This window comes from Bacillus sp. TE8-1 (assembly GCF_008368855.1).
Taxonomy (GTDB): Bacteria; Bacillota; Bacilli; order Bacillales; family Bacillaceae_G; genus Bacillus_A; species Bacillus_A cereus.
Genome location: NZ_QPET01000021.1, coordinates 196149 through 216457 on the forward strand (window position 1 = coordinate 196149; position 20309 = coordinate 216457).

Here is a 20309-nt window from a genome sequence, read left to right on the forward strand (position 1 = left end):
GGTGAATTAGGTGGAGATGAATAGAGTATAAATCTTCTAGCCATAAGGACTACAGAAATCATATAAGTCTGATTTTACTCCACTTTAAACAACGTGTTACAGCGCAAAGTAGAGGAAGTTCAAAAATCCAATGAAAAAGAGGATTGATATTGTGATTACGAAAAGTTTTTATTTCACTCATTCAACAGGGGATTGCATTAAAATATTTGAAATCCCTGTCCTACAGGCACAGCATCCATTATCGTTTCTAATTCAGTCTCGTCTTCAATTATTTATTGCAAAAATTCAAAAACAAAAACACCCAAGATTTTCGTATTCTTTCCGTGAATATTTACAAAATTGTTTGAAGTGGAATGATTATTTAAATGTATATAAAACAAATACCCTTGAAAAAAATGCATGATACGAAGTACGGACAGGGTTAGTAAACTCTGTCTTTTTCATTTTAGATATGAAAATATAATTAATTTGATGAAATTTCGTTCCAAATTGTTGAAAGCAATGGGAATACTAGTATAATAACAAGGAGAGCGTATTGGAAAGGGAAGAAGTATAGTATGCAAAAAATTAAAATTGTAACAGATTCAACGGCAGATTTATCACAAGACGTAATCGAAAAGTATGACATTCATGTTTTACCATTATCAATCTCTGTAAATGGACAAACATATTTAGATCGCGTTGATTTACAACCTGACGAATTTATTGAAGAAATGATTAAATCAGAGGAATTACCAAAAACATCACAACCAGCTATGGGTACATTTGTAGAAATGTATGACAAGCTAGGGGAAGATGGAAGCGAAGTCCTTTCTATCCATATGACAAGTGGAATGAGCGGTACTGTAGCAACTGCAAATAGCGCTGCATCAATGACTGATACAAAAGTAACAGTTGTTGATTCTCAATTTATTACACATGCTTTAGCATATCAAGTAATTGAAGCTGCAAAAATGGCAAATGACGGACGCTCACTAGAAGAAATTTTAAAACGTGTAGATGAAGTAAGAAAGAATACTCGTTTATATGTAGTAGTGGATACATTAGAAAACTTAGTGAAGGGTGGACGTATCGGTAAAGGAAAAGCGTTTATCGGTTCGCTACTTAATATAAAGCCAATTGCTAGTCTTGAAGACGGTGTTTATAATCCTGTAACGAAAGTTCGTAGCCAAGGCCAAATTGTAAAAACATTAGCTAAGTTATTTGAGCAAGATACGGCTGGAAAAGTCGTAAAAGCTGTTGCAATTCCGCATGCGAAAGCAATTCCTTTAGCTGAAAGTATGAAAGCGGCGGTTGAAAAAGTGAGTGGATTTGCTCAATCAGAAATTTTCTATACAACGCCTATTATTAGTACTCATACAGGTCCGGGCGCAATCGGATTTATGTATTTAGCAGAGTAATAAAAAAGCTACTTGAAAATATATTTCAAGTAGCTTTTTTATGTAAATAGAAAGTAAGAAATAAGAAGAGCTACACAGGCACTACCGCTAATGATATAGCGAGTCTGTAAATATTCATTCATAGAAAACACCCTTTATCCCGCTATTTGCGGACAGTAAAACTCTCTACCTCAAATTTAGCTGGAGCAAAGAGGTTAGGTAGCGGGCTGCCCGTAAAAGCTTGATTGGTGAAGGCAAATAATCAGTGGGGATGAAGAAAACCCACTAATTAAATTTTCACTATAGGATTTTCTATATTATATGTTGGATATAGAAAATCAGTCATTACGTTACACATGTAAAGTTTCAATTTTTTCGTTTATTTGCTTATTATTTGTTGCGTTACTATAAATAAAAGTTTGACCTAAAAAGAGTACATGCAGTTGTTCCCACGGTAACATGCGCAAATTCCAATTATTTCGAAGTCTAGTTATTGCTTCACGAGGTGTTTCATCGGCGAGTGCAAAAGCTCCGTAATGCATTGGTATAAAATGCGTAGCGTTTAAATCTAAATAAGCTTGCACGGCCTCTTCAGGTGAAACATGAGATACTTTCATAAACCATTCTGGTTCATAAGCGCCAATGGGCATAAGAGCAATATCAATTAAAAAGCGTTCACCAATTTCTTTGAAACCTTGGAAATAGCCACTGTCACCACAAAAATATATGGTTTCCATAGTCGTTTCATTATCAATAATCCATCCACCCCAGTGAGACGTATTCATATCAAATAAGAATCTTCTCGTCCAGTGCTGAGCAGGTACGAAGTGAAAAGAAACTTCGTTAATTATCGTACTTTCCCACCATTTATACTCTTCTACATGTTTAAATTTCTTACGAGTAAATAATTTTTTTAATCCAATAGGTACAAGATATAGAACATCATCATTCAACTGACGAAGAGTTGAAAAATCTAAATGATCATAATGACCATGTGAAATAAGGACAATATCAATTTTAGGTAGTGCTTCTATAGAGAGTCCAGGTTCTGTAAGTCTTGGAACTAGCTTTAATTTATTAGCCCATACTGGATCTGTTAATATATTAAGTCCATTCGTTTGGATAAGAAAAGTGGAATGCCCAATCCATGTGATAGTCGTTTTTTCAACATTACTTTGCAAAAATGCACTTTGTTTAACGGGTGATTGTTCTACTAAGAAAGAAAAATCTTTTTTGTTTTGCTTTCGTTCTTTACGCCAGCGTAAAAAAGAGCGAATTGATTTTTTTGTACTAACATTATCCATATTTTCATAGCGCTTTGCCATGAACATCACCTCATTTAAAATCGTTGTATTTGTATTGTACCGAAATGTTGTTAAGGAATACAGTGTAAAACATGGATTAATGTTTAAGGAATTGTTAAAAAATAGGGAGAGGTATTTACAAAAGTAACAATAAAATTAGTTTTATCACTTTTATTTATAGAAATAATAGTAAAAAAATATATTTTGTCTAGTAATTCGCTTGAAATAAAGAAGTAACATACGTAAATTCGTACGATTTCGTGAACAAATGTAGTAAACAATTTTCTCGTAGTGTTAACTTTTGTTATTATAAACATAACCTATTTAAATTTAGGATAGAGAAAAGAGGTTTATAAATGAAGCGTTATCAAAAAATAATTGGTCTTATGGTTGTATTTTGTCTCTTTGTACTTGCTGGATGTAGTGAATCAGGTTCAAAGCTTCGTAAACCATTAAATTGGGATTTAGAAACCTTCCAATTTACAAATCAAGATGGAAAGCAATTTGGTACAAAAGATTTAAAAGGGAAAGTTTGGGTTGCAGATTTTATGTTCACAAATTGTCAGACAGTTTGTCCACCAATGACTGCAAATATGGCCAAGCTTCAAAAGATGGCAAAAGAAGAGAAATTAGACGTTCAGTTTGTTTCATTTAGTGTAGATCCAGACCTTGATAAGCCAGAAAATCTGAAAGCTTTTATTCAAAAGTTTACAGAGGATACTAGTAACTGGAATTTATTAACGGGGTATTCGTTAGAAGATATTACAAAGTTTTCAAAAGATAATTTCCAATCACTTGTAGATAAGCCGGAGAACGGTCAGGTCATGCATGGTACATCATTTTATTTAATTGATCAAAACGGAAAAGTAATGAAAAAGTATAGTGGCATTAGTAATACGCCATACGAAGACATTATACGTGATATGAAGCGATTAGTGGGTTAAAAATAAGGGTGCATAGCACCCTTATTTTTTTGCATTAGTCTATCGATAAAATGTCATGTTGCTGGGGAAGTTTCGGCGCCCGAATTTCTAATACGCCGTTTTGATAAGAAGCTTTTGCCGCTTTTTTATTAATTGAATACGGCAATTTAATCAATCTTGATGCTTCTGAAATGGAACGTTCTCGGCGATAATAGTTATGGGATGTTTGTTCTTCTTCCTCTTCAAGTATCTCTTCTTTTACAGAGACTTTTAAGTATTCACTTTGTATTTCAATTTGGATTTGTTCTTTTTGTATACCTGGTAGTTCAGCTGTAACAACGAGTTCTTCACCAACTTCATATAAATCTACAGGGAATGTTAATAAACGGTTTCCTTTTTGGAAAAAATGATTTAAATCAGCGATTACATTGCGAAGAGGTGTTTGCTCGAAGAAATCATCAATTTGCTTTAAGTAATTACGAACCGGTGGGCGAGAAGAATCTTTTTTTTCTTCACTCATGGTATTCCCTCCTAGAAATCAATTTGCAATATCATATGACAAAAGCGGAGAAAGGTGAGTGCCTAGTTTTCATGTTTTCATAAAAAATTGTTAAAAATGTGAAATGGAGTGATTTTTTTATAGTTTTTGGTCGCCTTATTCAGTTGATTATGCTAGTATAAATAGGGTTGATATAGTAGTATAGAGACAGAATGAAAACTGAAAGAGGGTAAGAAGTATGTGTGGTTTTGTAGGATGTTTATGTGAAAACCCTAGAGAGTTTTCAGAAACAGAAAAACATCAATTTGAAAATATGAACACGATGATTTTCCACCGTGGTCCAGATGACGAAGGATATTTTCGTGATGAACATGTACAATTTGGCTTCCGCCGTTTAAGCATCATTGACTTAGAGGCAGGACATCAGCCGCTAACTTATGAAAATGATCGATATGTAATTATTTTTAATGGTGAAATTTACAACTATGTAGAATTACGTGAAATGTTACTTGAAAAAGGTGCAACGTTTGCAACGCAATCTGATACAGAAGTTATCATTGCATTGTATGCACATATGAAAGAAAAATGTGTAGATTACCTTCGTGGTATGTTTGCATTTATGATTTGGGATCGTGAAGAAAAGAAACTTTTCGGTGCACGTGACCACTTCGGTATTAAACCTTTATACATCGCACAACAAGGTGATACTACATTCTTCGCATCTGAGAAGAAAAGTATTATGCATGTGATGGAAGATAAAGGCGTTAATCCAACATCACTACAACATTACTTTACGTACCAATATGGTCCAGAGCCAGAAACTTTAACAATTGATGTTAATAAAATCGAGCCTGGTCATTATTTCGTAAAAGAAATCGGTAAAGAGATGGAAATCCATCGCTACTGGAAACCTTATTTCAACGCTTCAAGTGCAACGAAAGAGGAGCATATCCAAGCAATTCGTGATGTGTTATATGATTCAGTAAAAGTGCATATGCGTAGTGATGTACCAGTAGGTTCATTCTTATCTGGTGGTATCGATTCATCTATCATCGCTTCTATCGCAAGAGAAATGAATCCAAATCTTTTAACATTCTCTGTTGGTTTTGAGCAACGTGGTTTCAGTGAAGTTGATGTTGCGAAAGAAACTGCTGAGAAATTAGGCGTTAAAAACCATAACGTATTCATTTCAGCGAAAGAATTTATGGATGAGTTCCCAAAAATCATTTGGCATATGGATGATCCTTTAGCTGATCCAGCAGCTGTACCATTGTACTTCGTTGCGAAAGAAGCACGTAAACATGTAACAGTTGTTCTTTCTGGTGAAGGCGCAGACGAGCTATTTGGTGGTTATAACATTTACCGTGAGCCAAATTCACTAAAAATGTTCTCTTACATTCCTAGCCCAGGTAAGAGCGTTCTAAAAGCATTAAGTGGTGCTCTTAAAGAAGGATTTAAAGGTAAGAGCTTCCTAGAGCGTGGATGTACACCAATTGAAGAGCGTTACTATGGAAATGCTAAAATCTTCCGTGAAGAAGAAAAAGCTGAATTAATGAAGTATTACAATGAAAGTGTTAACTATATGGATATCACGAAACCATTGTATAACGAGATTAAAGATTATGATGATGTAAGTAAAATGCAGTACATTGACATGTTCACATGGTTACGCGGTGACATTTTATTAAAAGCTGATAAAATGACAATGGCAAACTCATTAGAACTTCGTGTACCGTTCTTAGATAAAGAAGTATTCGATGTTGCATCTAAAATTCCAACTGAATTTAAGATTGCTAACGGAACTACGAAAGCTATTTTACGTGAAGCAGCACGCGGAATCGTTCCAGATCACGTATTAGATCGTAAAAAACTTGGATTCCCAGTACCAATTCGTCACTGGTTAAAAGACGAAATGCATGATTGGGCTATAAATATTATAAACGAAAGTAAGACAGAGCATTTAATCGACAAACAGTATGTATTAAACTTACTGGAAGCACATTGTGCAGATAAAGGCGATTATAGCCGTAAAATTTGGACTGTACTTGCGTTTATGGTATGGCACCAAATTTATGTTGAGCATAAATACGATACGAATAAGTTCCATGAAGAAACAAAACGTGCGTATAGCTTAGTTTAATTAGAAAAACCTTAAGATCGCATACGGTCTTAAGGTTTTTTTCATAAATAGGAAGTATTATTGATACAATAATAGTAAAAGGATGGACAACATATGATTACGTTTGAGAAAGTTACTGTAGAAAATGAAAGCGTTGTTAAAGAAATGTTTAAATCGCATAGTTTAGGTGAGAAAAAGGTACAGTACTGTGTGAAAGTTGATGATACATATATTGGTGTAATAGATTATAGTGTACAAGAGGAACGGGCTGTTTTATCACAGCTAATTATTCATTTTGATTACCAAGGTTACGGTTATGGTACAAATACGTATTTTACATTTGAAGAAATGATGAAACAAAGAAATGTGAAAGAAATAAAAGTGCTACAAGAGAAATTAACAGAAAAGGCGAAGTCTTTCATAGAGAGTTTTGGTTTTACTTCAGAAGATGAAGAGTATGTAAAGAAAATATAACGATGATTATTTATGCGATACAATAAATATAAGGCAGGTGGATGTATGACGATGACTTCTGGTCTTGTATTAATTGGAGGGTGCTTTATAGTAGCAGAATTATGTCATATAATCATTCGGAAAAGAATGATTAAGAAAAAAAAGCCGTATGAATTACAATACGTCCCTGTCTTTTTCATTATGTTTTGTATGCTTAGTACATTACAAAATCTAACAAACTTTCCACCTCTTGTAAATGTTTTTTTAAAGTTCGGTTTACTTTATAGTGGTGTTGGAATAGCACTTTTATTTATTTTATTTTGCATACGTTATGTTCACTATCAATCGTATATATTTATTTTAAATTGGTTAAAGCAAGATGATAGAAACCGCCTTACATAAGGCGGTTTTTTTATTTGCAATTGTAACAGAACTTGTACATTTCACATAAAATAGGACGAGTAGAAATGCAAACATATTACAAGAAAGGGGCGGGGCAATAAAATGAAACTTGTTATAGACGCAGGGCACGGTGGATATGATTCTGGTGCTGTTGGTAATGGTTTAGTAGAAAAAAACTTAACACTTCAAATTGCTAGACGCGTTCGAGACATTTTAACGGTAAATTACCCAATTACAATTAAAATGACACGTGATAGTGATGTGTTTATTTCTTTATCTGAACGTGCTAATATTGCTAATGCTTTCAGTGCGGATTATTTTATTTCATTTCATATTAATAGCGGCGGGGGTACAGGTTTTGAAAGTTATATTTATAATGCGTTATCCAATAGCAGCACTGCATATGCAAAGCAACAAAAAATGCATACAGCTGTCAATCCTGTATTAACAAAATATGGTCTTCGTGATCGAGGAGCAAAAAAAGAAAATTATGCGGTATTAAGAGAAACCGCAATGGATGCAATTTTAACTGAGACTGCTTTTATTGATACAGCTTTTGATGCAAATTTATTAAAAAATCCACAATTTATTGAAGATCTAAGTCAAGCGTATGCAAATGGAATAGCAGCTATTTTTGGAGTAACTCCAAATCCACAACCTCCTAACCCACAACCGGTACCTCAAACGAAGGGAATCGCTTATGTTCTTGGGAAAAATGTAAATTTAAGAAATGGTCCATCAACTTCTTCCTCAGTTATTCGTCAATTAAATTCTCCAGAATCTTACGTTGTATATCAAGAAAGTAACGGATGGCTAGATTTGGGGAATGGACAATGGGTGTATAATGATTTTTCTTACATTAATTTTGTAAAGACAAGCAATAGTGATGGAAGCCCGATTGGGGTTGCATATATACAAGGGATGAATGTAAATTTAAGAAGTGGTCCATCAACTACATCTGCAGTTATCCGCCAATTAAATTCTCCAGAATCTTATTTAGTATATATAAATGAAAATGGTTGGTTAAACCTTGGTGGAAATCAGTGGGTATATAATGACCCAGCGTATATTAAGTATACTCAATATTAGGAATTGAAATGATAGTGCAATATGGATGCGTATCCTTGTTATGTATAACAAGGATACGCATTTTAATAACAACATTTTTTTCATACTTATGCACTATGTTTTAAAAAGAAACATTAGAAAAGCGGATAGAATCTAAATAGTATATATTAAAAAAGTTTTCTGATATACATTGACAATGTATGTAAGATACATTAATCTTTAAATGTTAATGATAATCGATTTCATCTAGGGAGGACATATGATACATACTAAAAAACTAATTATGTTCTGCATTATGATACTCATGGTTGTAATTGCAGGATGTGGTAAAGAAGAGGAAAAAGAAAATAATATATCAGCGAAAGCAAAAGATTCATATACGGTAAAGCATGCAATGGGTGAAACGACAGTAAATGGTACACCTAAAAAAGTTGTTGTTTTAACAAATGAAGGCGCAGAGGCTCTCCTAGCTGTGGGCGTAACGCCAGTGGGGACTACGAAACCACGTGCTGGTGATGAATGGTATCCTCATTTAGCGAAAGAGTTAAAAAACACGGAAGTTGTAGGAACTGAACGTGATATTAATTTAGAGGCTGTAATGAAGCTTAAGCCAGATTTAATTATCGGAAATAAAATGCGTCATGAAAAAATATATGATCAGCTAAAAGAAATCGCACCAACTGTTTATGCAGAAACATTACGCGGTGATTGGAAAGAAAACTTTACACTTTATACAAAAGCTGTAAATAAAGAAAAAGAAGGGCAAAAAGCTCTTGATGATTATAAAAAACGCATTGAAGGAATGAAAGAGAAGTTAGGCGATAAATTGAATTCTAAAGTTTCTATTATTCGTTTCGTGCCAGGTGATGTTCGTATTTATCAAAAAAACTCATTCTCGGGCGTTGTTTTAAATGATATTGGATTTAAACGACCACCATTACAAGATAAAGATGATTTTGCGATAAAAGGAATTACAAAAGAGCAGATTCCAAATATGGACGGAGACTACTTATTCTATTTCACGTCTGATAAAGATGCAGATAAGAATAATGAAGGAAATTCGTTAGCGAAGGAATGGACAGAAGATCCACTCTTTAAGCAACTACAGGCTTCTAAAAATAATAAAGTATTCCAAGTAGATGAGGTAATTTGGAATACAGCAGGCGGTATTAAAGCTGCGAACCTTATGTTAGATGATATTGAAAAATATTTCCTTAAATAAATGATAAAATACATCACTTTTACGAAGTGATGTATTTTTAGTTTGTAAAAATACAGAAAATTCCTTCTTTCAGGGTGTCATAAGTTGTACAATAAAATCAATCATGTGATAAAGGAGTGGGGAAGAATGAAAGCTATTCATAAAGATTGGATCTTGTTTAATGGGAGAATGATTAATACGAAAGAAAAACAGCCGATGGTAGCATTAGAAGAGCGAGGCTTCCAATTTGGTGATGGGATTTATGAAGTATTTAGACTATACGATGGCAAGCCTCATTTATTAGATTTACATTTGGAACGATTCTTTAACTCTATGGCAGAAATAAAACTAATTCCACCATTTACGAAGGAAGAATTAGTAGAAGAGTTATATCAAATGATTGAAAAAAATCAATTTCAAGAAGATGGGAATGTATATTTACAAATATCAAGAGGTGCACAACCGCGCAATCATTTATATGAATCAGATTTACAACCGACATATTTTGCAAATCTTGTTTCGTTCCCAAGACCAGTTGCTTCAATGGAGGCAGGGATTAAGGTGACAGTAGAAGAGGACATCAGGTGGAAGTTTTGCCATATAAAATCTTTAAATTTGCTTCCTAATATCATGATCAAAAACAAAATAAATGAACAAGGGTATCAAGAAGCAATATTAGTACGAGATGGTATTGTGACTGAAGGGTGTCATTCCAATTTCTTTATCGTGAAGAATAATAAGTTGATTACACATCCAGCGGATCATTTCATTTTACATGGTATTACACGTCACTATGTAATTACATTAGCGAAAGAGTTACATATCGATGTAGAGGAGCGAGAGTTTTCATTACAAGAAGTATATGAGGCTGAGGAGTGCTTCTTTACAGCGACGCCACTTGAAATATTCCCAGTCGTTCAAATTGGTGATGAACAGTTCGGGGCTGGTGAAAGAGGAACAATTACGAAAAAACTACAAGCTGCATACGAAGAGAGGATTCGTTTGTTGAAAGTGACAAATTAATCATGAAGAAAAAAGCTGGTATTCTTCCAGCTTTTTTTCATGATATAATTCAAGCATAGGACAAGTTTTGAAAACGCTGTAAAAAGGGGATTTAATATATGAATTATGAAGATTTTAAAGAAGTAATTCACGGAAGACGAAGTGTTAGAAAGTTTACAGATCAAGAAGTATCTACTAATGATATAAAAGAAATAATTGATTGTGCTCGTTACGCACCAAGTGATACGAATTCACAAACGTGGGAATTCTTAGTTATCATGAATCGAGAGAAGATTAAAGAAATTGAACAAATGACATGGGATGCATTACATAAACTTGCGGCAAAAGCAGCAGAAAATGGAGAAGAGAAAGCAGGGAAATTACTTACACGTTCTTTCGGACCATATGCAACAGCTTTCTCGGAGGCACCAGTATTAATCGTATGTTTGGCAACACCATATGAATCAAAGTTCCGTGAAAAGATATTTGATCCAATTGCTTTTGTTCCAGATTCAGTTTGGGAAGAAGAAGGCATTAAGAGTAGCTGTTTAGCGGCACAAAACTTAATGTTAGCTGCACATGCAAAGGGACTTGGTACTTGTCCAATGACAGGGCCAGTATTGCTAGCTCAAGATGAACTGCGCCAATATTTACAAATTGAGCCTGAAAAACAAATAAATATGGTTATTTCACTCGGATTTCCGAAAGATAAACCGAAGAAACTTCCAAGAAAAGAAGTAGATGAGATTACAACGTTTGTTTTTTAATTGCTGTATAGAAAAGACATTGAATTAACAATGTCTTTTTATTTTTGAGGGTATGTAATTCATATGTTGGGCTAAAATGATAGATAAGAGGGAATTACTATTTATTTCATAAAAAAAATTAATGTTCTATTAAGGAAAGTATGATACATTAATCGTGAGCAGGATTCTATTTGTTCATGAAAGTGTTGAATGTAGTCTCAAAATTTAAAAGTTATTTTTGTATAATAAATTATAATGAAGTTACAGGGGGGATGAATTTTGAAAAAATTCATAATCACTGGATTGTCTGTATTGTTATTAGTTGGTTGCGGTGCTCCACAGGAAAAAGAGGACGCGCAATCAAAACAGGAAGAACAAGTTGTAAACGCAAGTGATGAGAATATGGTTGTATTTCCTGAAGGAGCAATGTCAATTGGAGAAGGGAAAGTAAAAGTTATTACTCCAGATGGTACTTCTGAAAACGGCAATATACCGACTGTATTCATCAAAAAGGATACGTTAATTCAGCAAGTTGAATTAGAACTTTCTAATTTTCAAAGTGATAAAGAAACATTCGTATTTGTAGATCAAATGTATACAGATAAACATCAAGTAACTAGTACAACGCAGACAACAGTGCAGTTAAAAGAAAAAACGCTGGAAACAGGTAGTCATACAATTACTGCAGTTCAGTATGAAAACAATGATCCGAAAGGAAAGGTTATTAGTTTTAATCAAGCAACATTTGAGACAAAACCTGCGTCTTAATAAGAATAAAAAGTACATTACTCAAAAAGTAGTGTGCTTTTTTGTTTGGACTAGAGTGTGCAAGAGTGAATAACTTATTTCATTTTCTAATACGATTAAATAGGAAGTAATCACTTGTTACTACTATGACAGAGAAAGAGGTTGAATACGTGAATTGGTGTATTCGTATCATTTTGATTAGCCTAATGATGGCAGTAATTTGGTTTACGATACAAGAGTTTATGCAAATAACGCTCAATTATCAAATTCATGACTTGTTAATAGGAGTTATTTGTTTTACCATTGTTTATCTATTATATGATAAACTCGGACTAAGGTAAGTTTCAGAAGAAAAATGTAGGTATTTCATTTGAAATGTCGAATAGTACATACGATGTCGTAATAACAAATTTTCTATTGTTTACTGTGAAACAGAAGAAGGAGAGATAGTGGTTATGAAACGAGCTCTTATTAATATTGATTATACATATGATTTTGTAGCGGAAAAGGGGGCTTTAACTTGCGGGAAACCAGGACAGGAAATTGAGAAGGAAATTGTACATATAACGAAGCAATATATTGAAAATGGAGATTACGTTGTCTTTGCTATTGATAAACATGAAGAAAATGATGTATATCATCCAGAATCAAAGTTATTCCCGCCCCATAATATAGCTGGTACAAGTGGAAGAGATTTGTTTGGTGAATTACAAGATGTGTACGAAACATATAAAAATGCAGAGAATGTATATTATATGGATAAAACACGGTATAGTGCATTTGCTGGAACGGATTTAGATATGAAGCTAAGAGAAAGAGGAATAGAAGAAGTTCATCTTGTAGGTGTTTGTACCGATATTTGTGTTCTTCATACAGCAGTAGATGCTTATAATAAAGGGTTTAAAATTGTTGTTTATGAAAAGGCGGTTGCATCTTTTAATGCACAAGGGCATGAATATGCACTTGGACATTTTAAGTCATGCTTACATGCAGAAGTGAAGTGAAAAAAGAGGCCTTTAAAAAAGGTCTCTTTTATTTGTCCTTGTTCATTGAAAACAGCTACAGCAACTCCTGCTAGATTGAGTGGTCTTGATCCGACAACTTTTCTAAGTTCTTCAATATATCCCATTGTATGTAACCTCCGTAAGAAAAAATAAGAGCAAATAAACTATTCGTTATTATGTAGATATATTCCTCTTTATAAGGGGAGAGATGACATATAACTTATTTGTTTTATTTGGTAAAATATACATCAAAAAAGGTCAAACAAAAACTTTGACCTTTTTTGACCAAATGTTATAATAAAGGCAGAAAGAGATAATCTTTCATTCATAAATAATAAGGAGGAAAAAATATGCGTAATTTATTTCCAGAGATAACAAAACGTCAAAATGGCATTTTTGATTTTGGGCCTTCTTTATTAGAAGGGATGACAGATGCTTTCTTTAAGCCACTGAACATGGATACTTTTAAAGTAGATGTTCATGAGCAATCTGATAAATATACTGTGAAAGCAGATTTACCAGGTTTTCAAAAAGAAAACATTCAAGTTGATTTTGAACAAGATGTATTAACGATTCAAGCAACTAACCATAATGAAGTAGAAGAAAAAAATGAGAATGGCACATATATTCGTAAAGAACGTTCTATAGGTTCTGTAACTCGACGCTTTAGTTTTAAACAAGTTGAGGAAGAAAATGTTAGAGCAAATTATAAAGATGGCGTACTGACAATTGAATTACCAAAATTGAAAGAAGAAAAGAGCAGTAAGACAACAATTAATATCGAATAAAAGAGCTGATAAATTCAGCTCTTTTTTTACGTAGTTAATGAATAAATGAGTTGAAATCGTAATGACATGAATAAAGTTTTAACGTATAAAAAAATTTCACGATTTGCTCCCCCCTTAGGTTATTAAAAAGGGTATATTTAAAGGGAAAGGAAAAAGAACACCTAGACATACTGTTTAAGGTGAATTAGTAATAGAGTCAAAATACATAGTAAGGATAGTGGCATTTTAGATTAGGATAATAGATTTTTCTGGAACAAACTTAGGCGATTATGAATTTTTTAATTAGTAAGGAAGTGGTTAAATGAGCTTATTAACGTATACTGAAGAATTTTTTAATTATGTAAGAGAGTTTTTACTTTTAAGATTTTTACTATTTGCTTTAGTTTTAATCATTATTTCTTTTGTAATAAACCGTATTATTGATTGGTTTTTTAGGAAATCAAGCTTTTTTGATGAAGAGATAGAGCAGACGATTCAAAGTGTAATTCGATCTATTTTTAGATATATCATTATCATCAGTCTTATCATATATTTAATTAGCCAATTTGTAGATATAAAAAGTATTATTGCAGGTGCAGGGATAGCTGGAGTTGTCATTGGTTTTGCTGCACAACAGATGCTAAAAGATGTTATATTAGGCTTTGCAAGATTAGCGGACAAAGAGTTTCGGGTTGGTGATTTTGTAACTTTTAACGGAACAAATTCAGGAACTATTGAAGAGATTAGTATTCGTTTTATGCAAATTCGTGAATGGTCAGGAAAACTACTTACCATCCCGCACGGAGAGATTAGAACGATACAAAATTTTAATAAAGGATGGATGCGTGTAATTGAACGCATCACGGTAAGTTATCAGGAAGATCCAACAAGAGTGAAGGAATTGTTAGAAGAAGTATGTATTATATGTAATGAAGAATTGAATCAAACTCTTTATAGAGTAGAGGATGAGGCTGTTGAACCATTTAAATACGTCGGTGTTACAGACTTAAATCCTAATTTGAAATATGTTGGCTATGAATTTTGTATTACAGGTTTAATAAAGCCAGAAGATTATTTTGAAACTTCTAGACAAGTAAGATTTGAATTAATGTCTATGTTCCATAAGAATCAAGTGCAAATGCCAGCAGCGAATATGGTTGTTACTACTGAAGGTTTACAGCATATCCATGGTGGACAATCTTTATCGGACAGCTAAAGTAGAATCGTTTGTTAACAAAAATTCTGCTTCCAACATTGGATAGAATAACAATAATAAAATGATTGATATAAAGAAAGGGCTGAAGGAATTCGGTTCTTTTTTTATTTATAGAATTTAGAAATTTCTTAATGTTATAATTGTAGTTGGTGATGAGAATGAACTTTGAAGAAAAAGAGATGCGTCGTTTAGAAGCATTAAAAGAAATTGCTGAATTATTAAATGAAGCAACAAACTTACAGCATATGTTGGAAAAAGTGTTGCATACATTGTTACAAGTAATGAATTTACAAACAGGGTGGATATTCTTTATTGATGAAAGTGGAAAGCACAGCATGCTTGTAGACGAAAATTTACCAGAGGCTCTTACGTGGCAAAAGAAGAAGCCGATGTGTGAAGGAAACTGTTGGTGTGTAGAACGTTTTGTGAATGGGAGATTGGAAAAAGCGACTAATATTATTGAATGTAAGCGAATAGAAGATGCAATTGAATGTAATTGGGGAGAGACAGAAGATGTTACACATCATGCGACAATTCCGCTTAGGTCTGGATCAGAAAAATTTGGTCTACTAAATGTGGCTGCACCTCATAAGACTCATTTTTCTGAGGAAGAGTTAGCCTTATTAGAATCAATTGCATTTCAAATTGGAACGACAATACAACGTATTCAATTAGTTGAGAAAGAACGTAAATATGTAGTGGTAGCGGAAAGAAATCGACTTGCACGTGATTTACATGATTCAGTAAAACAATTGTTATTTTCTATTATGCTAACGGCGAAAGGTACTCTGAATATGACGCAAGATAGAGAATTGCAAGAGATGTTAAGTTATATTGGGGAATTATCACAAGAAGCATTACAAGAGATGACGCTATTAATTTGGCAATTAAGACCTGAAGGATTGGAGAAAGGATTAGCAGAAGCAATTCAAAATTACGGGAAGTTATTAGGAGTTCAAGTGGAAGTTCGAATTGATGGGATGGTTTCAATTGGGGATGAAATAGAAGAAGTTTTATGGCGTATTAGCCAAGAGGCGCTACATAATTGTAAAAAGCATGCTTCGTGTGAAAAGGTACATATTCTTTTGAAAATAGAAAATAACCAGTTACATTTTTACATAGAAGACAATGGAATAGGATTTATACAAGAACAAGTAAGGGAATCAGCACTTGGCCTGAAAAGTATGAAGGAACGTATTCAGTTAATGAAGGGATCGTTTCAAATTATAACAGAGCTGAAAAAGGGTACAAAAATAGAAATTCAATTGCCGATTTGAAGGGGAGAATAAGGTTGAAGATTAAACTGCTACTAGTTGAGGATCATCATATCGTTCGAAGAGGACTTGTATTCTTTTTGAAAACGAGAGAAGAATTTGAAATTATTGGGGAAGCGGAAAATGGCGAAGAGGCATTACATTTCGTGCAAAAAGAAAGACCAGATGTCGTACTAATGGATGTATCGATGCCGAAAATGGATGGAATTGAGGCAACAAAACGTCTAAAGCAATATGATGAGACAATAAAGGTACTTATATTAAGTAGTTTTTCAGAGCAAGATTATGTTATACCAGCACTTGAAGCTGGAGCAGATGGTTATCAATTAAAAGAAGTACAACCTGAGCAACTTGTCGCTTCTATTATTGCAGTACATCAAGGAAATGCGAATTTTCACCCGAAAGTAACACCTGCATTAATGGGGCGTTCTGCAGTAAAGAAGGAAGTAGAAAATCCTTTTTCAATGTTAACGAAAAGAGAGCAAGAGGTACTTCGCGAAATTGCGAAAGGAAGAAGCAACAAGGAGATTGCAGCAGAACTTCATATTACAGAACAAACTGTGAAAACACACGTTTCAAACGTTTTAGCTAAATTGGAAGTGGATGATCGTACGCAAGCCGCATTATACGCAGTGAAACATGGAGAGAATTATTCATAAGCATGAATAATTCTGTTATATCGTATGACAGAATACATAGGAGCAATTAAAATTTATAGTAATCCCTAATATAGGTTTTTCTTCTTTCGATAATTAGGTACAATAAAGTGAAACTCTAATCAGTGGGGGACCATCCCCACTGATGATTAGTTTAACTAATCGGTTTTTACAGGATAAAGCTACGATGGAAGGGGAGGATATGCTATGCCTGGTACAAGAAGTGGGATTGGAAAGATTCAGGCTTCGTTAAATGGTTTATCACCGAAATTGCGAAGTATTGCCGAACATATTTTGAAACATCCACAAGATGTTGTACATAAATCTATTACAGAATTAGCTGAAGTTACGAATAGTTCCGAAGCTACGATATTCCGCTTATGTAAAAACCTTGGTTTGCAAGGTTTTCAAGATTTAAAGATTACATTAGCTCGTGAAATTGTACATACACCGATGCAAAATATCCATGAAGAGGTATCAGCAGAAGATAGTATGGTAACTGTTGCTAAAAAAGTTTTTCATTCGCATATTACAGGACTGCAAGATACTTTACATTTGCTTAATGAAACGGCACTTGAGCAGGCTGTACGAGCCTTACAAGAAGCAAGTCGAATTGAGTTTTATGGAAATGGTGGCTCTGGTATTATTGCAATGGATGCGTATCATAAGTTTATGAGAACGGGTATTTCTTGTATCGCTCATACTGATTCGCATTTTCAAATTATGGGAGCAGGTTTACTCTCGGAAAATTCAGTTGTTATTGGTATTTCTCATTCTGGTAGCAATAAAGGATTACTTGAAGCGTTAGAAGTAGCGAAAGCAAGAGGGGCCAAAATTATTGCGATTACGAGCTATAAGAAATCAGCATTAAGTCAACTTGCTGATATAACGTTATATACATCAACACGTGAGACTGAATTCCGCACAGAAGCAAGTTCATCACGATTAGCACAGTTAAGCTTATTAGATACTTTGTATGTAGGGTTGTCGTTGCAGCGACAAGAGGAAACTCTAAAAAATTTACAAAGTATACGTGAAACGATTTCGATGAAGCGAATATAAAAAAAGCTCTTCAAATGAAGAGCTTTCAGACTGTAGACAAACTATTTTTGGAGAGTTCAAATGCTAAAAATAGTTTGTTTCTTATTTTAGGGATAATTTATCCAATGGAATTTATATGTAGTGCTTTCTATACTATAATTTACTATAAGTGAGGAAGATGTCTTATGAAAATATCTGTTTATGTTGCAAGTGCATTTAGCAAGGATCATAAAGGCGGAAATAAAGCAGGAGTGGTATTTATTGAGAATACAAATACATTGACCACTACTCAAAAAATGGAAATAGCCAAACAACTGGGTTATGCGGAAACCGCATTTATATCAGAATCTGAACTTGCTGATTATAAATTTGAGTATTTTACTCCAAAAGAAGAAGTTGATTTATGTGGTCATGCCACAATTGGCTCTTTCGCGATACTGATGCATTTAAATAAACTTTTCAGGAATCGCTATACGATTGAAACGAACAGCGGTGTTCTTACTATTACTATAACAGATGACATCATATTCATGGAACAAAATAAACCGATATTCTATGATGTTGTATCTCCAAATGAGTTCACCGACTGTTTTGATAGTAAAGATATAGACAATAAATACCCAATTCAAATTGTCTCCACGGGCTTAAAAGATATTTTAATTCCTATAAAAAGCGAAATACAATTACATGCACTGCAACCTAATTTTGAAAAAATTAAAGAAATCAGCAAGTATTATAATGTTGTCGGGATGCATTTATATACTTTTAATGACAATCGAATTATATGCAGAAATTTTGCTCCGCTATACGACATCAATGAAGAAGCAGCGACTGGAACTTCGAACGGTGCATTAGCTTGCTACCTTTATGAACAGGACTACTTGAAAAAAGAAGTCTATGTATTTGAACAAGGTTATTCTCTACACTCGCCTTCTGAAATATTAGTTAAATTAGCAACCAATAGCAAAAATAAAATAGAAAAAGTTTATGTTGGTGGCAAAGGATATTACTGTGAAACTAAGTGTTTACATGTAGAAAATATTGAGTGAAGAGCTTTTTTATCGGTGAGAAGTTTGTTACTTTATTTTGTTTTAGAAATATGTGACTTACTTATAGTCAATGATAAACTCTCATTTTTAAAAATTTAAAATAAAGACCGATTTGTGTAATAATTCAAATATTGTTCATAATTTCACAAGTTGTTTATGAAGTGTCATGTTATGATGAAGATGTAATGATGATTGAACACTTAAATTTGGTACAATAACTAGCCAGAGTAGTGAAGAAAGTAGTTGTGAGATAAACTCATTAAAATGCTAAAACACTAAAGGGGAGATCACATATGAAAGCAGTAGTGGTTAATAAAAACAGCAAAGCAAACATCGAAGTGATTGAAAAAGAATTACGTCCGTTACACTCAGGTGAAGCGTTAGTAGATGTAGAGTATTGTGGAGTGTGCCACACTGATTTACACGTTGCGAATCATGATTTTGGTAACACTGATGGCCGTATTCTTGGTCATGAGGGTGTAGGTATTGTTACGAAAATAGCTGATGATGTTACTTCACTAAAGATAGGTGACCGTGTAAGTATTGCATGGATGTTCCAATCTTGTGGACGTTGTGAATATTGTGTAACTGGTAGAGAAACATTTTGCCGTGAAGTTAAAAACGCTGGTTATTCAGTGGATGGTGGTATGGCTGAACAATGTATCGTTACAGCTGATTATGCGGTAAAAGTACCAGAAGGATTAGATCCTGCTCAAGCATCATCAATTACTTGTGCTGGTGTAACTACATATAAAGCTATTAAAGTATCAGATATTAAACCTAGTCAACCTATTGTAATCTATGGCTGCGGTGGATTAGGTAACTTAGCTATCCAATATGCTAAAAATGTATTTGGTGCAAAGGTAATCGCAGTAGACATTAATGACGACAAATTAGCCTTAGCGAAAGAAGTTGGTGCTGATATGACTATCAATCCAATTTCTCAAGGTCCTGCTGATAAAATTGTGCAAGAGGAGTTTGGTGGCGCTTATGCTGCGGTAGTAACAGCAGTCTCTAAAGTAGCCTTTAACTCAGCAGTTGATGCAGTACGTGCTTGCGGTAAAGTAGTTGCAGTAGGGCTACCAGTAGAAACAATGGACTTAAACATCCCACGACTTGTACTGGATGGAATTGAAGTAGTTGGTTCTCTAGTTGGTACTCGTAAAGATTTGGAAGAGGCGTTTATGTTCGGGGCAGAAGGAAAAGTAGTGCCAGTTGTTCAAACTTGTTCTCTAGATAAAGTACAAAATGTATTCGAAGAAATGGAACAAGGTAGAATTCAAGGGCGTATGGTAATTGATTTTAAAAAACATAATTGTGATTGCAAATAATTCACTTTAAATATAAAAAGCATGAGTCTAGCAAAGGACATGTAAAAAAGCTAGACAGCATAAGAAGATGATCCCTGTATTTAATAGGGATCATCTTCTTTATTTTCTACTAATATCGATGCCAATTA

The 20309-nt window shown here is 33.8% G+C and carries 22 protein-coding genes and 1 pseudogene; 20 read left to right on the forward strand and 3 right to left on the reverse strand.

The window, feature by feature from the left end:
• The first annotated feature begins 151 nt into the window (after nucleotides 1-151).
• Nucleotides 152-403 carry a DUF2535 family protein gene (locus tag DN404_RS19985; RefSeq protein WP_000629012.1) on the forward strand — a complete coding sequence of 84 codons (252 nt, stop codon included), beginning with the start codon at nucleotides 152-154 and terminating at the stop codon, nucleotides 401-403.
• A 154-nt stretch (nucleotides 404-557) separates the two neighbouring features.
• Nucleotides 558-1400: a DegV family protein gene (locus DN404_RS19990; protein ID WP_001169470.1), complete on the forward strand. Its 843-nt coding sequence runs from the start codon at nucleotides 558-560 to the stop codon at nucleotides 1398-1400.
• A 329-nt stretch (nucleotides 1401-1729) separates the two neighbouring features.
• Here the strand turns inward: DN404_RS19990 and DN404_RS19995 are convergent, their stop codons facing one another.
• Nucleotides 1730-2704, reverse strand: coding sequence for an MBL fold metallo-hydrolase (locus DN404_RS19995; RefSeq protein WP_001129630.1), 975 nt, complete (start codon nucleotides 2702-2704; stop codon nucleotides 1730-1732).
• 335 nt (nucleotides 2705-3039) lie between these two features.
• Between DN404_RS19995 and DN404_RS20000 the strand changes: the two genes are divergently transcribed.
• Nucleotides 3040-3627, forward strand: coding sequence for an SCO family protein (locus DN404_RS20000; protein ID WP_000833335.1), 588 nt, complete (start codon nucleotides 3040-3042; stop codon nucleotides 3625-3627).
• Nucleotides 3628-3661: 34 nt separating this feature from the next.
• Here the strand turns inward: DN404_RS20000 and DN404_RS20005 are convergent, their stop codons facing one another.
• The gene (locus DN404_RS20005; protein ID WP_001288085.1) at nucleotides 3662-4126 is read right to left on the reverse strand and encodes an Hsp20/alpha crystallin family protein; all 465 of its coding nucleotides are present in this window, start codon (nucleotides 4124-4126) and stop codon (nucleotides 3662-3664) included.
• Between the two features lie 217 nt (nucleotides 4127-4343).
• Here DN404_RS20005 and asnB point away from each other — a divergent pair, with 217 nt between their 5' ends.
• From asnB to DN404_RS20055, 10 genes are all read left to right on the forward strand, one after another.
• Nucleotides 4344-6245 (forward strand): asparagine synthase (glutamine-hydrolyzing), encoded by a 1902-nt coding sequence (gene asnB / locus DN404_RS20010; RefSeq protein WP_000333816.1) that lies wholly within the window; start codon nucleotides 4344-4346, stop codon nucleotides 6243-6245.
• Between the two features lie 93 nt (nucleotides 6246-6338).
• Nucleotides 6339-6698 (forward strand): GNAT family N-acetyltransferase, encoded by a 360-nt coding sequence (locus DN404_RS20015; RefSeq protein ID WP_000627523.1) that lies wholly within the window; start codon nucleotides 6339-6341, stop codon nucleotides 6696-6698.
• Between the two features lie 51 nt (nucleotides 6699-6749).
• Nucleotides 6750-7079 carry a hypothetical protein gene (locus tag DN404_RS20020; RefSeq protein WP_142384854.1) on the forward strand — a complete coding sequence of 110 codons (330 nt, stop codon included), beginning with the start codon at nucleotides 6750-6752 and terminating at the stop codon, nucleotides 7077-7079.
• 102 nt (nucleotides 7080-7181) lie between these two features.
• Complete coding sequence (locus DN404_RS20025) at nucleotides 7182-8168, forward strand: N-acetylmuramoyl-L-alanine amidase (RefSeq protein ID WP_016122426.1); 987 nt, start codon at nucleotides 7182-7184, stop codon at nucleotides 8166-8168.
• A 238-nt stretch (nucleotides 8169-8406) separates the two neighbouring features.
• The gene (locus DN404_RS20030; RefSeq protein WP_016122427.1) at nucleotides 8407-9369 is read left to right on the forward strand and encodes an ABC transporter substrate-binding protein; all 963 of its coding nucleotides are present in this window, start codon (nucleotides 8407-8409) and stop codon (nucleotides 9367-9369) included.
• A 126-nt stretch (nucleotides 9370-9495) separates the two neighbouring features.
• On the forward strand, nucleotides 9496-10371 hold the full coding sequence (gene dat, locus DN404_RS20035; protein ID WP_149215376.1) for a D-amino-acid transaminase: 876 nt from the start codon (nucleotides 9496-9498) through the stop codon (nucleotides 10369-10371).
• 98 nt (nucleotides 10372-10469) lie between these two features.
• Complete coding sequence (locus DN404_RS20040) at nucleotides 10470-11117, forward strand: nitroreductase family protein (protein ID WP_001105284.1); 648 nt, start codon at nucleotides 10470-10472, stop codon at nucleotides 11115-11117.
• Nucleotides 11118-11375: 258 nt separating this feature from the next.
• Complete coding sequence (locus DN404_RS20045; protein ID WP_000713496.1) at nucleotides 11376-11864, forward strand: putative periplasmic lipoprotein; 489 nt, start codon at nucleotides 11376-11378, stop codon at nucleotides 11862-11864.
• Between the two features lie 125 nt (nucleotides 11865-11989).
• Nucleotides 11990-12184 carry a hypothetical protein gene (locus DN404_RS31335; RefSeq protein ID WP_033686798.1) on the forward strand — a complete coding sequence of 65 codons (195 nt, stop codon included), beginning with the start codon at nucleotides 11990-11992 and terminating at the stop codon, nucleotides 12182-12184.
• A 114-nt stretch (nucleotides 12185-12298) separates the two neighbouring features.
• The gene (locus tag DN404_RS20055; RefSeq protein ID WP_000816761.1) at nucleotides 12299-12847 is read left to right on the forward strand and encodes a cysteine hydrolase family protein; all 549 of its coding nucleotides are present in this window, start codon (nucleotides 12299-12301) and stop codon (nucleotides 12845-12847) included.
• A gap of 29 nt (nucleotides 12848-12876) precedes the next feature.
• Here the strand turns inward: DN404_RS20055 and DN404_RS31025 are convergent.
• Nucleotides 12877-12972, reverse strand: a pseudogene (locus DN404_RS31025) (NUDIX hydrolase); the annotation flags it as partial.
• A gap of 225 nt (nucleotides 12973-13197) precedes the next feature.
• On the opposite strand from DN404_RS31025, the gene DN404_RS20065 reads away from it, so the two are divergent.
• From DN404_RS20065 to adhP, 7 genes are all read left to right on the forward strand, one after another.
• Nucleotides 13198-13635: an Hsp20/alpha crystallin family protein gene (locus tag DN404_RS20065; protein WP_001245053.1), complete on the forward strand. Its 438-nt coding sequence runs from the start codon at nucleotides 13198-13200 to the stop codon at nucleotides 13633-13635.
• A gap of 301 nt (nucleotides 13636-13936) precedes the next feature.
• Complete coding sequence (locus tag DN404_RS20070) at nucleotides 13937-14830, forward strand: mechanosensitive ion channel family protein (RefSeq protein WP_006925149.1); 894 nt, start codon at nucleotides 13937-13939, stop codon at nucleotides 14828-14830.
• 158 nt (nucleotides 14831-14988) lie between these two features.
• Complete coding sequence (casK, locus tag DN404_RS20075) at nucleotides 14989-16107, forward strand: two-component system sensor histidine kinase CasK (RefSeq protein WP_001008471.1); 1119 nt, start codon at nucleotides 14989-14991, stop codon at nucleotides 16105-16107.
• Between the two features lie 14 nt (nucleotides 16108-16121).
• Nucleotides 16122-16763, forward strand: coding sequence for a two-component system response regulator CasR (gene casR / locus DN404_RS20080; protein WP_000694629.1), 642 nt, complete (start codon nucleotides 16122-16124; stop codon nucleotides 16761-16763).
• Between the two features lie 204 nt (nucleotides 16764-16967).
• The gene (locus tag DN404_RS20085; protein ID WP_001119646.1) at nucleotides 16968-17822 is read left to right on the forward strand and encodes a MurR/RpiR family transcriptional regulator; all 855 of its coding nucleotides are present in this window, start codon (nucleotides 16968-16970) and stop codon (nucleotides 17820-17822) included.
• Between the two features lie 164 nt (nucleotides 17823-17986).
• A complete protein-coding gene (locus DN404_RS20090; protein WP_000704323.1) occupies nucleotides 17987-18850 on the forward strand; it encodes a PhzF family phenazine biosynthesis protein in 864 nt (287 codons plus the stop codon).
• A gap of 293 nt (nucleotides 18851-19143) precedes the next feature.
• Complete coding sequence (gene adhP, locus DN404_RS20095; RefSeq protein ID WP_000649119.1) at nucleotides 19144-20181, forward strand: alcohol dehydrogenase AdhP; 1038 nt, start codon at nucleotides 19144-19146, stop codon at nucleotides 20179-20181.
• Nucleotides 20182-20309 lie beyond the last annotated feature (128 nt).

Bases quoted from the DNA above. Each gene is read 5' to 3' on its own strand.
- DN404_RS19990 (WP_001169470.1), top strand. From the start codon at position 558: ATGCAAAAAATTAAAATTGTAACAGATTCAACGGCAGATTTATCACAA.
- DN404_RS19995 (WP_001129630.1), bottom strand. From the start codon at position 2,704: ATGGCAAAGCGCTATGAAAATATGGATAATGTTAGTACAAAAAAATCA.
- DN404_RS20000 (WP_000833335.1), top strand. From the start codon at position 3,040: ATGAAGCGTTATCAAAAAATAATTGGTCTTATGGTTGTATTTTGTCTC.
- DN404_RS20005 (WP_001288085.1), bottom strand. From the start codon at position 4,126: ATGAGTGAAGAAAAAAAAGATTCTTCTCGCCCACCGGTTCGTAATTAC.
- asnB (WP_000333816.1), top strand. From the start codon at position 4,344: ATGTGTGGTTTTGTAGGATGTTTATGTGAAAACCCTAGAGAGTTTTCA.
- DN404_RS20015 (WP_000627523.1), top strand. From the start codon at position 6,339: ATGATTACGTTTGAGAAAGTTACTGTAGAAAATGAAAGCGTTGTTAAA.
- DN404_RS20020 (WP_142384854.1), top strand. From the start codon at position 6,750: ATGACTTCTGGTCTTGTATTAATTGGAGGGTGCTTTATAGTAGCAGAA.
- DN404_RS20025 (WP_016122426.1), top strand. From the start codon at position 7,182: ATGAAACTTGTTATAGACGCAGGGCACGGTGGATATGATTCTGGTGCT.
- DN404_RS20030 (WP_016122427.1), top strand. From the start codon at position 8,407: ATGATACATACTAAAAAACTAATTATGTTCTGCATTATGATACTCATG.
- dat (WP_149215376.1), top strand. From the start codon at position 9,496: ATGAAAGCTATTCATAAAGATTGGATCTTGTTTAATGGGAGAATGATT.
- DN404_RS20040 (WP_001105284.1), top strand. From the start codon at position 10,470: ATGAATTATGAAGATTTTAAAGAAGTAATTCACGGAAGACGAAGTGTT.
- DN404_RS31335 (WP_033686798.1), top strand. From the start codon at position 11,990: ATGACAGAGAAAGAGGTTGAATACGTGAATTGGTGTATTCGTATCATT.
- DN404_RS20055 (WP_000816761.1), top strand. From the start codon at position 12,299: ATGAAACGAGCTCTTATTAATATTGATTATACATATGATTTTGTAGCG.
- DN404_RS20065 (WP_001245053.1), top strand. From the start codon at position 13,198: ATGCGTAATTTATTTCCAGAGATAACAAAACGTCAAAATGGCATTTTT.
- DN404_RS20070 (WP_006925149.1), top strand. From the start codon at position 13,937: ATGAGCTTATTAACGTATACTGAAGAATTTTTTAATTATGTAAGAGAG.
- casK (WP_001008471.1), top strand. From the start codon at position 14,989: ATGAACTTTGAAGAAAAAGAGATGCGTCGTTTAGAAGCATTAAAAGAA.
- DN404_RS20085 (WP_001119646.1), top strand. From the start codon at position 16,968: ATGCCTGGTACAAGAAGTGGGATTGGAAAGATTCAGGCTTCGTTAAAT.
- DN404_RS20090 (WP_000704323.1), top strand. From the start codon at position 17,987: ATGAAAATATCTGTTTATGTTGCAAGTGCATTTAGCAAGGATCATAAA.
- adhP (WP_000649119.1), top strand. From the start codon at position 19,144: ATGAAAGCAGTAGTGGTTAATAAAAACAGCAAAGCAAACATCGAAGTG.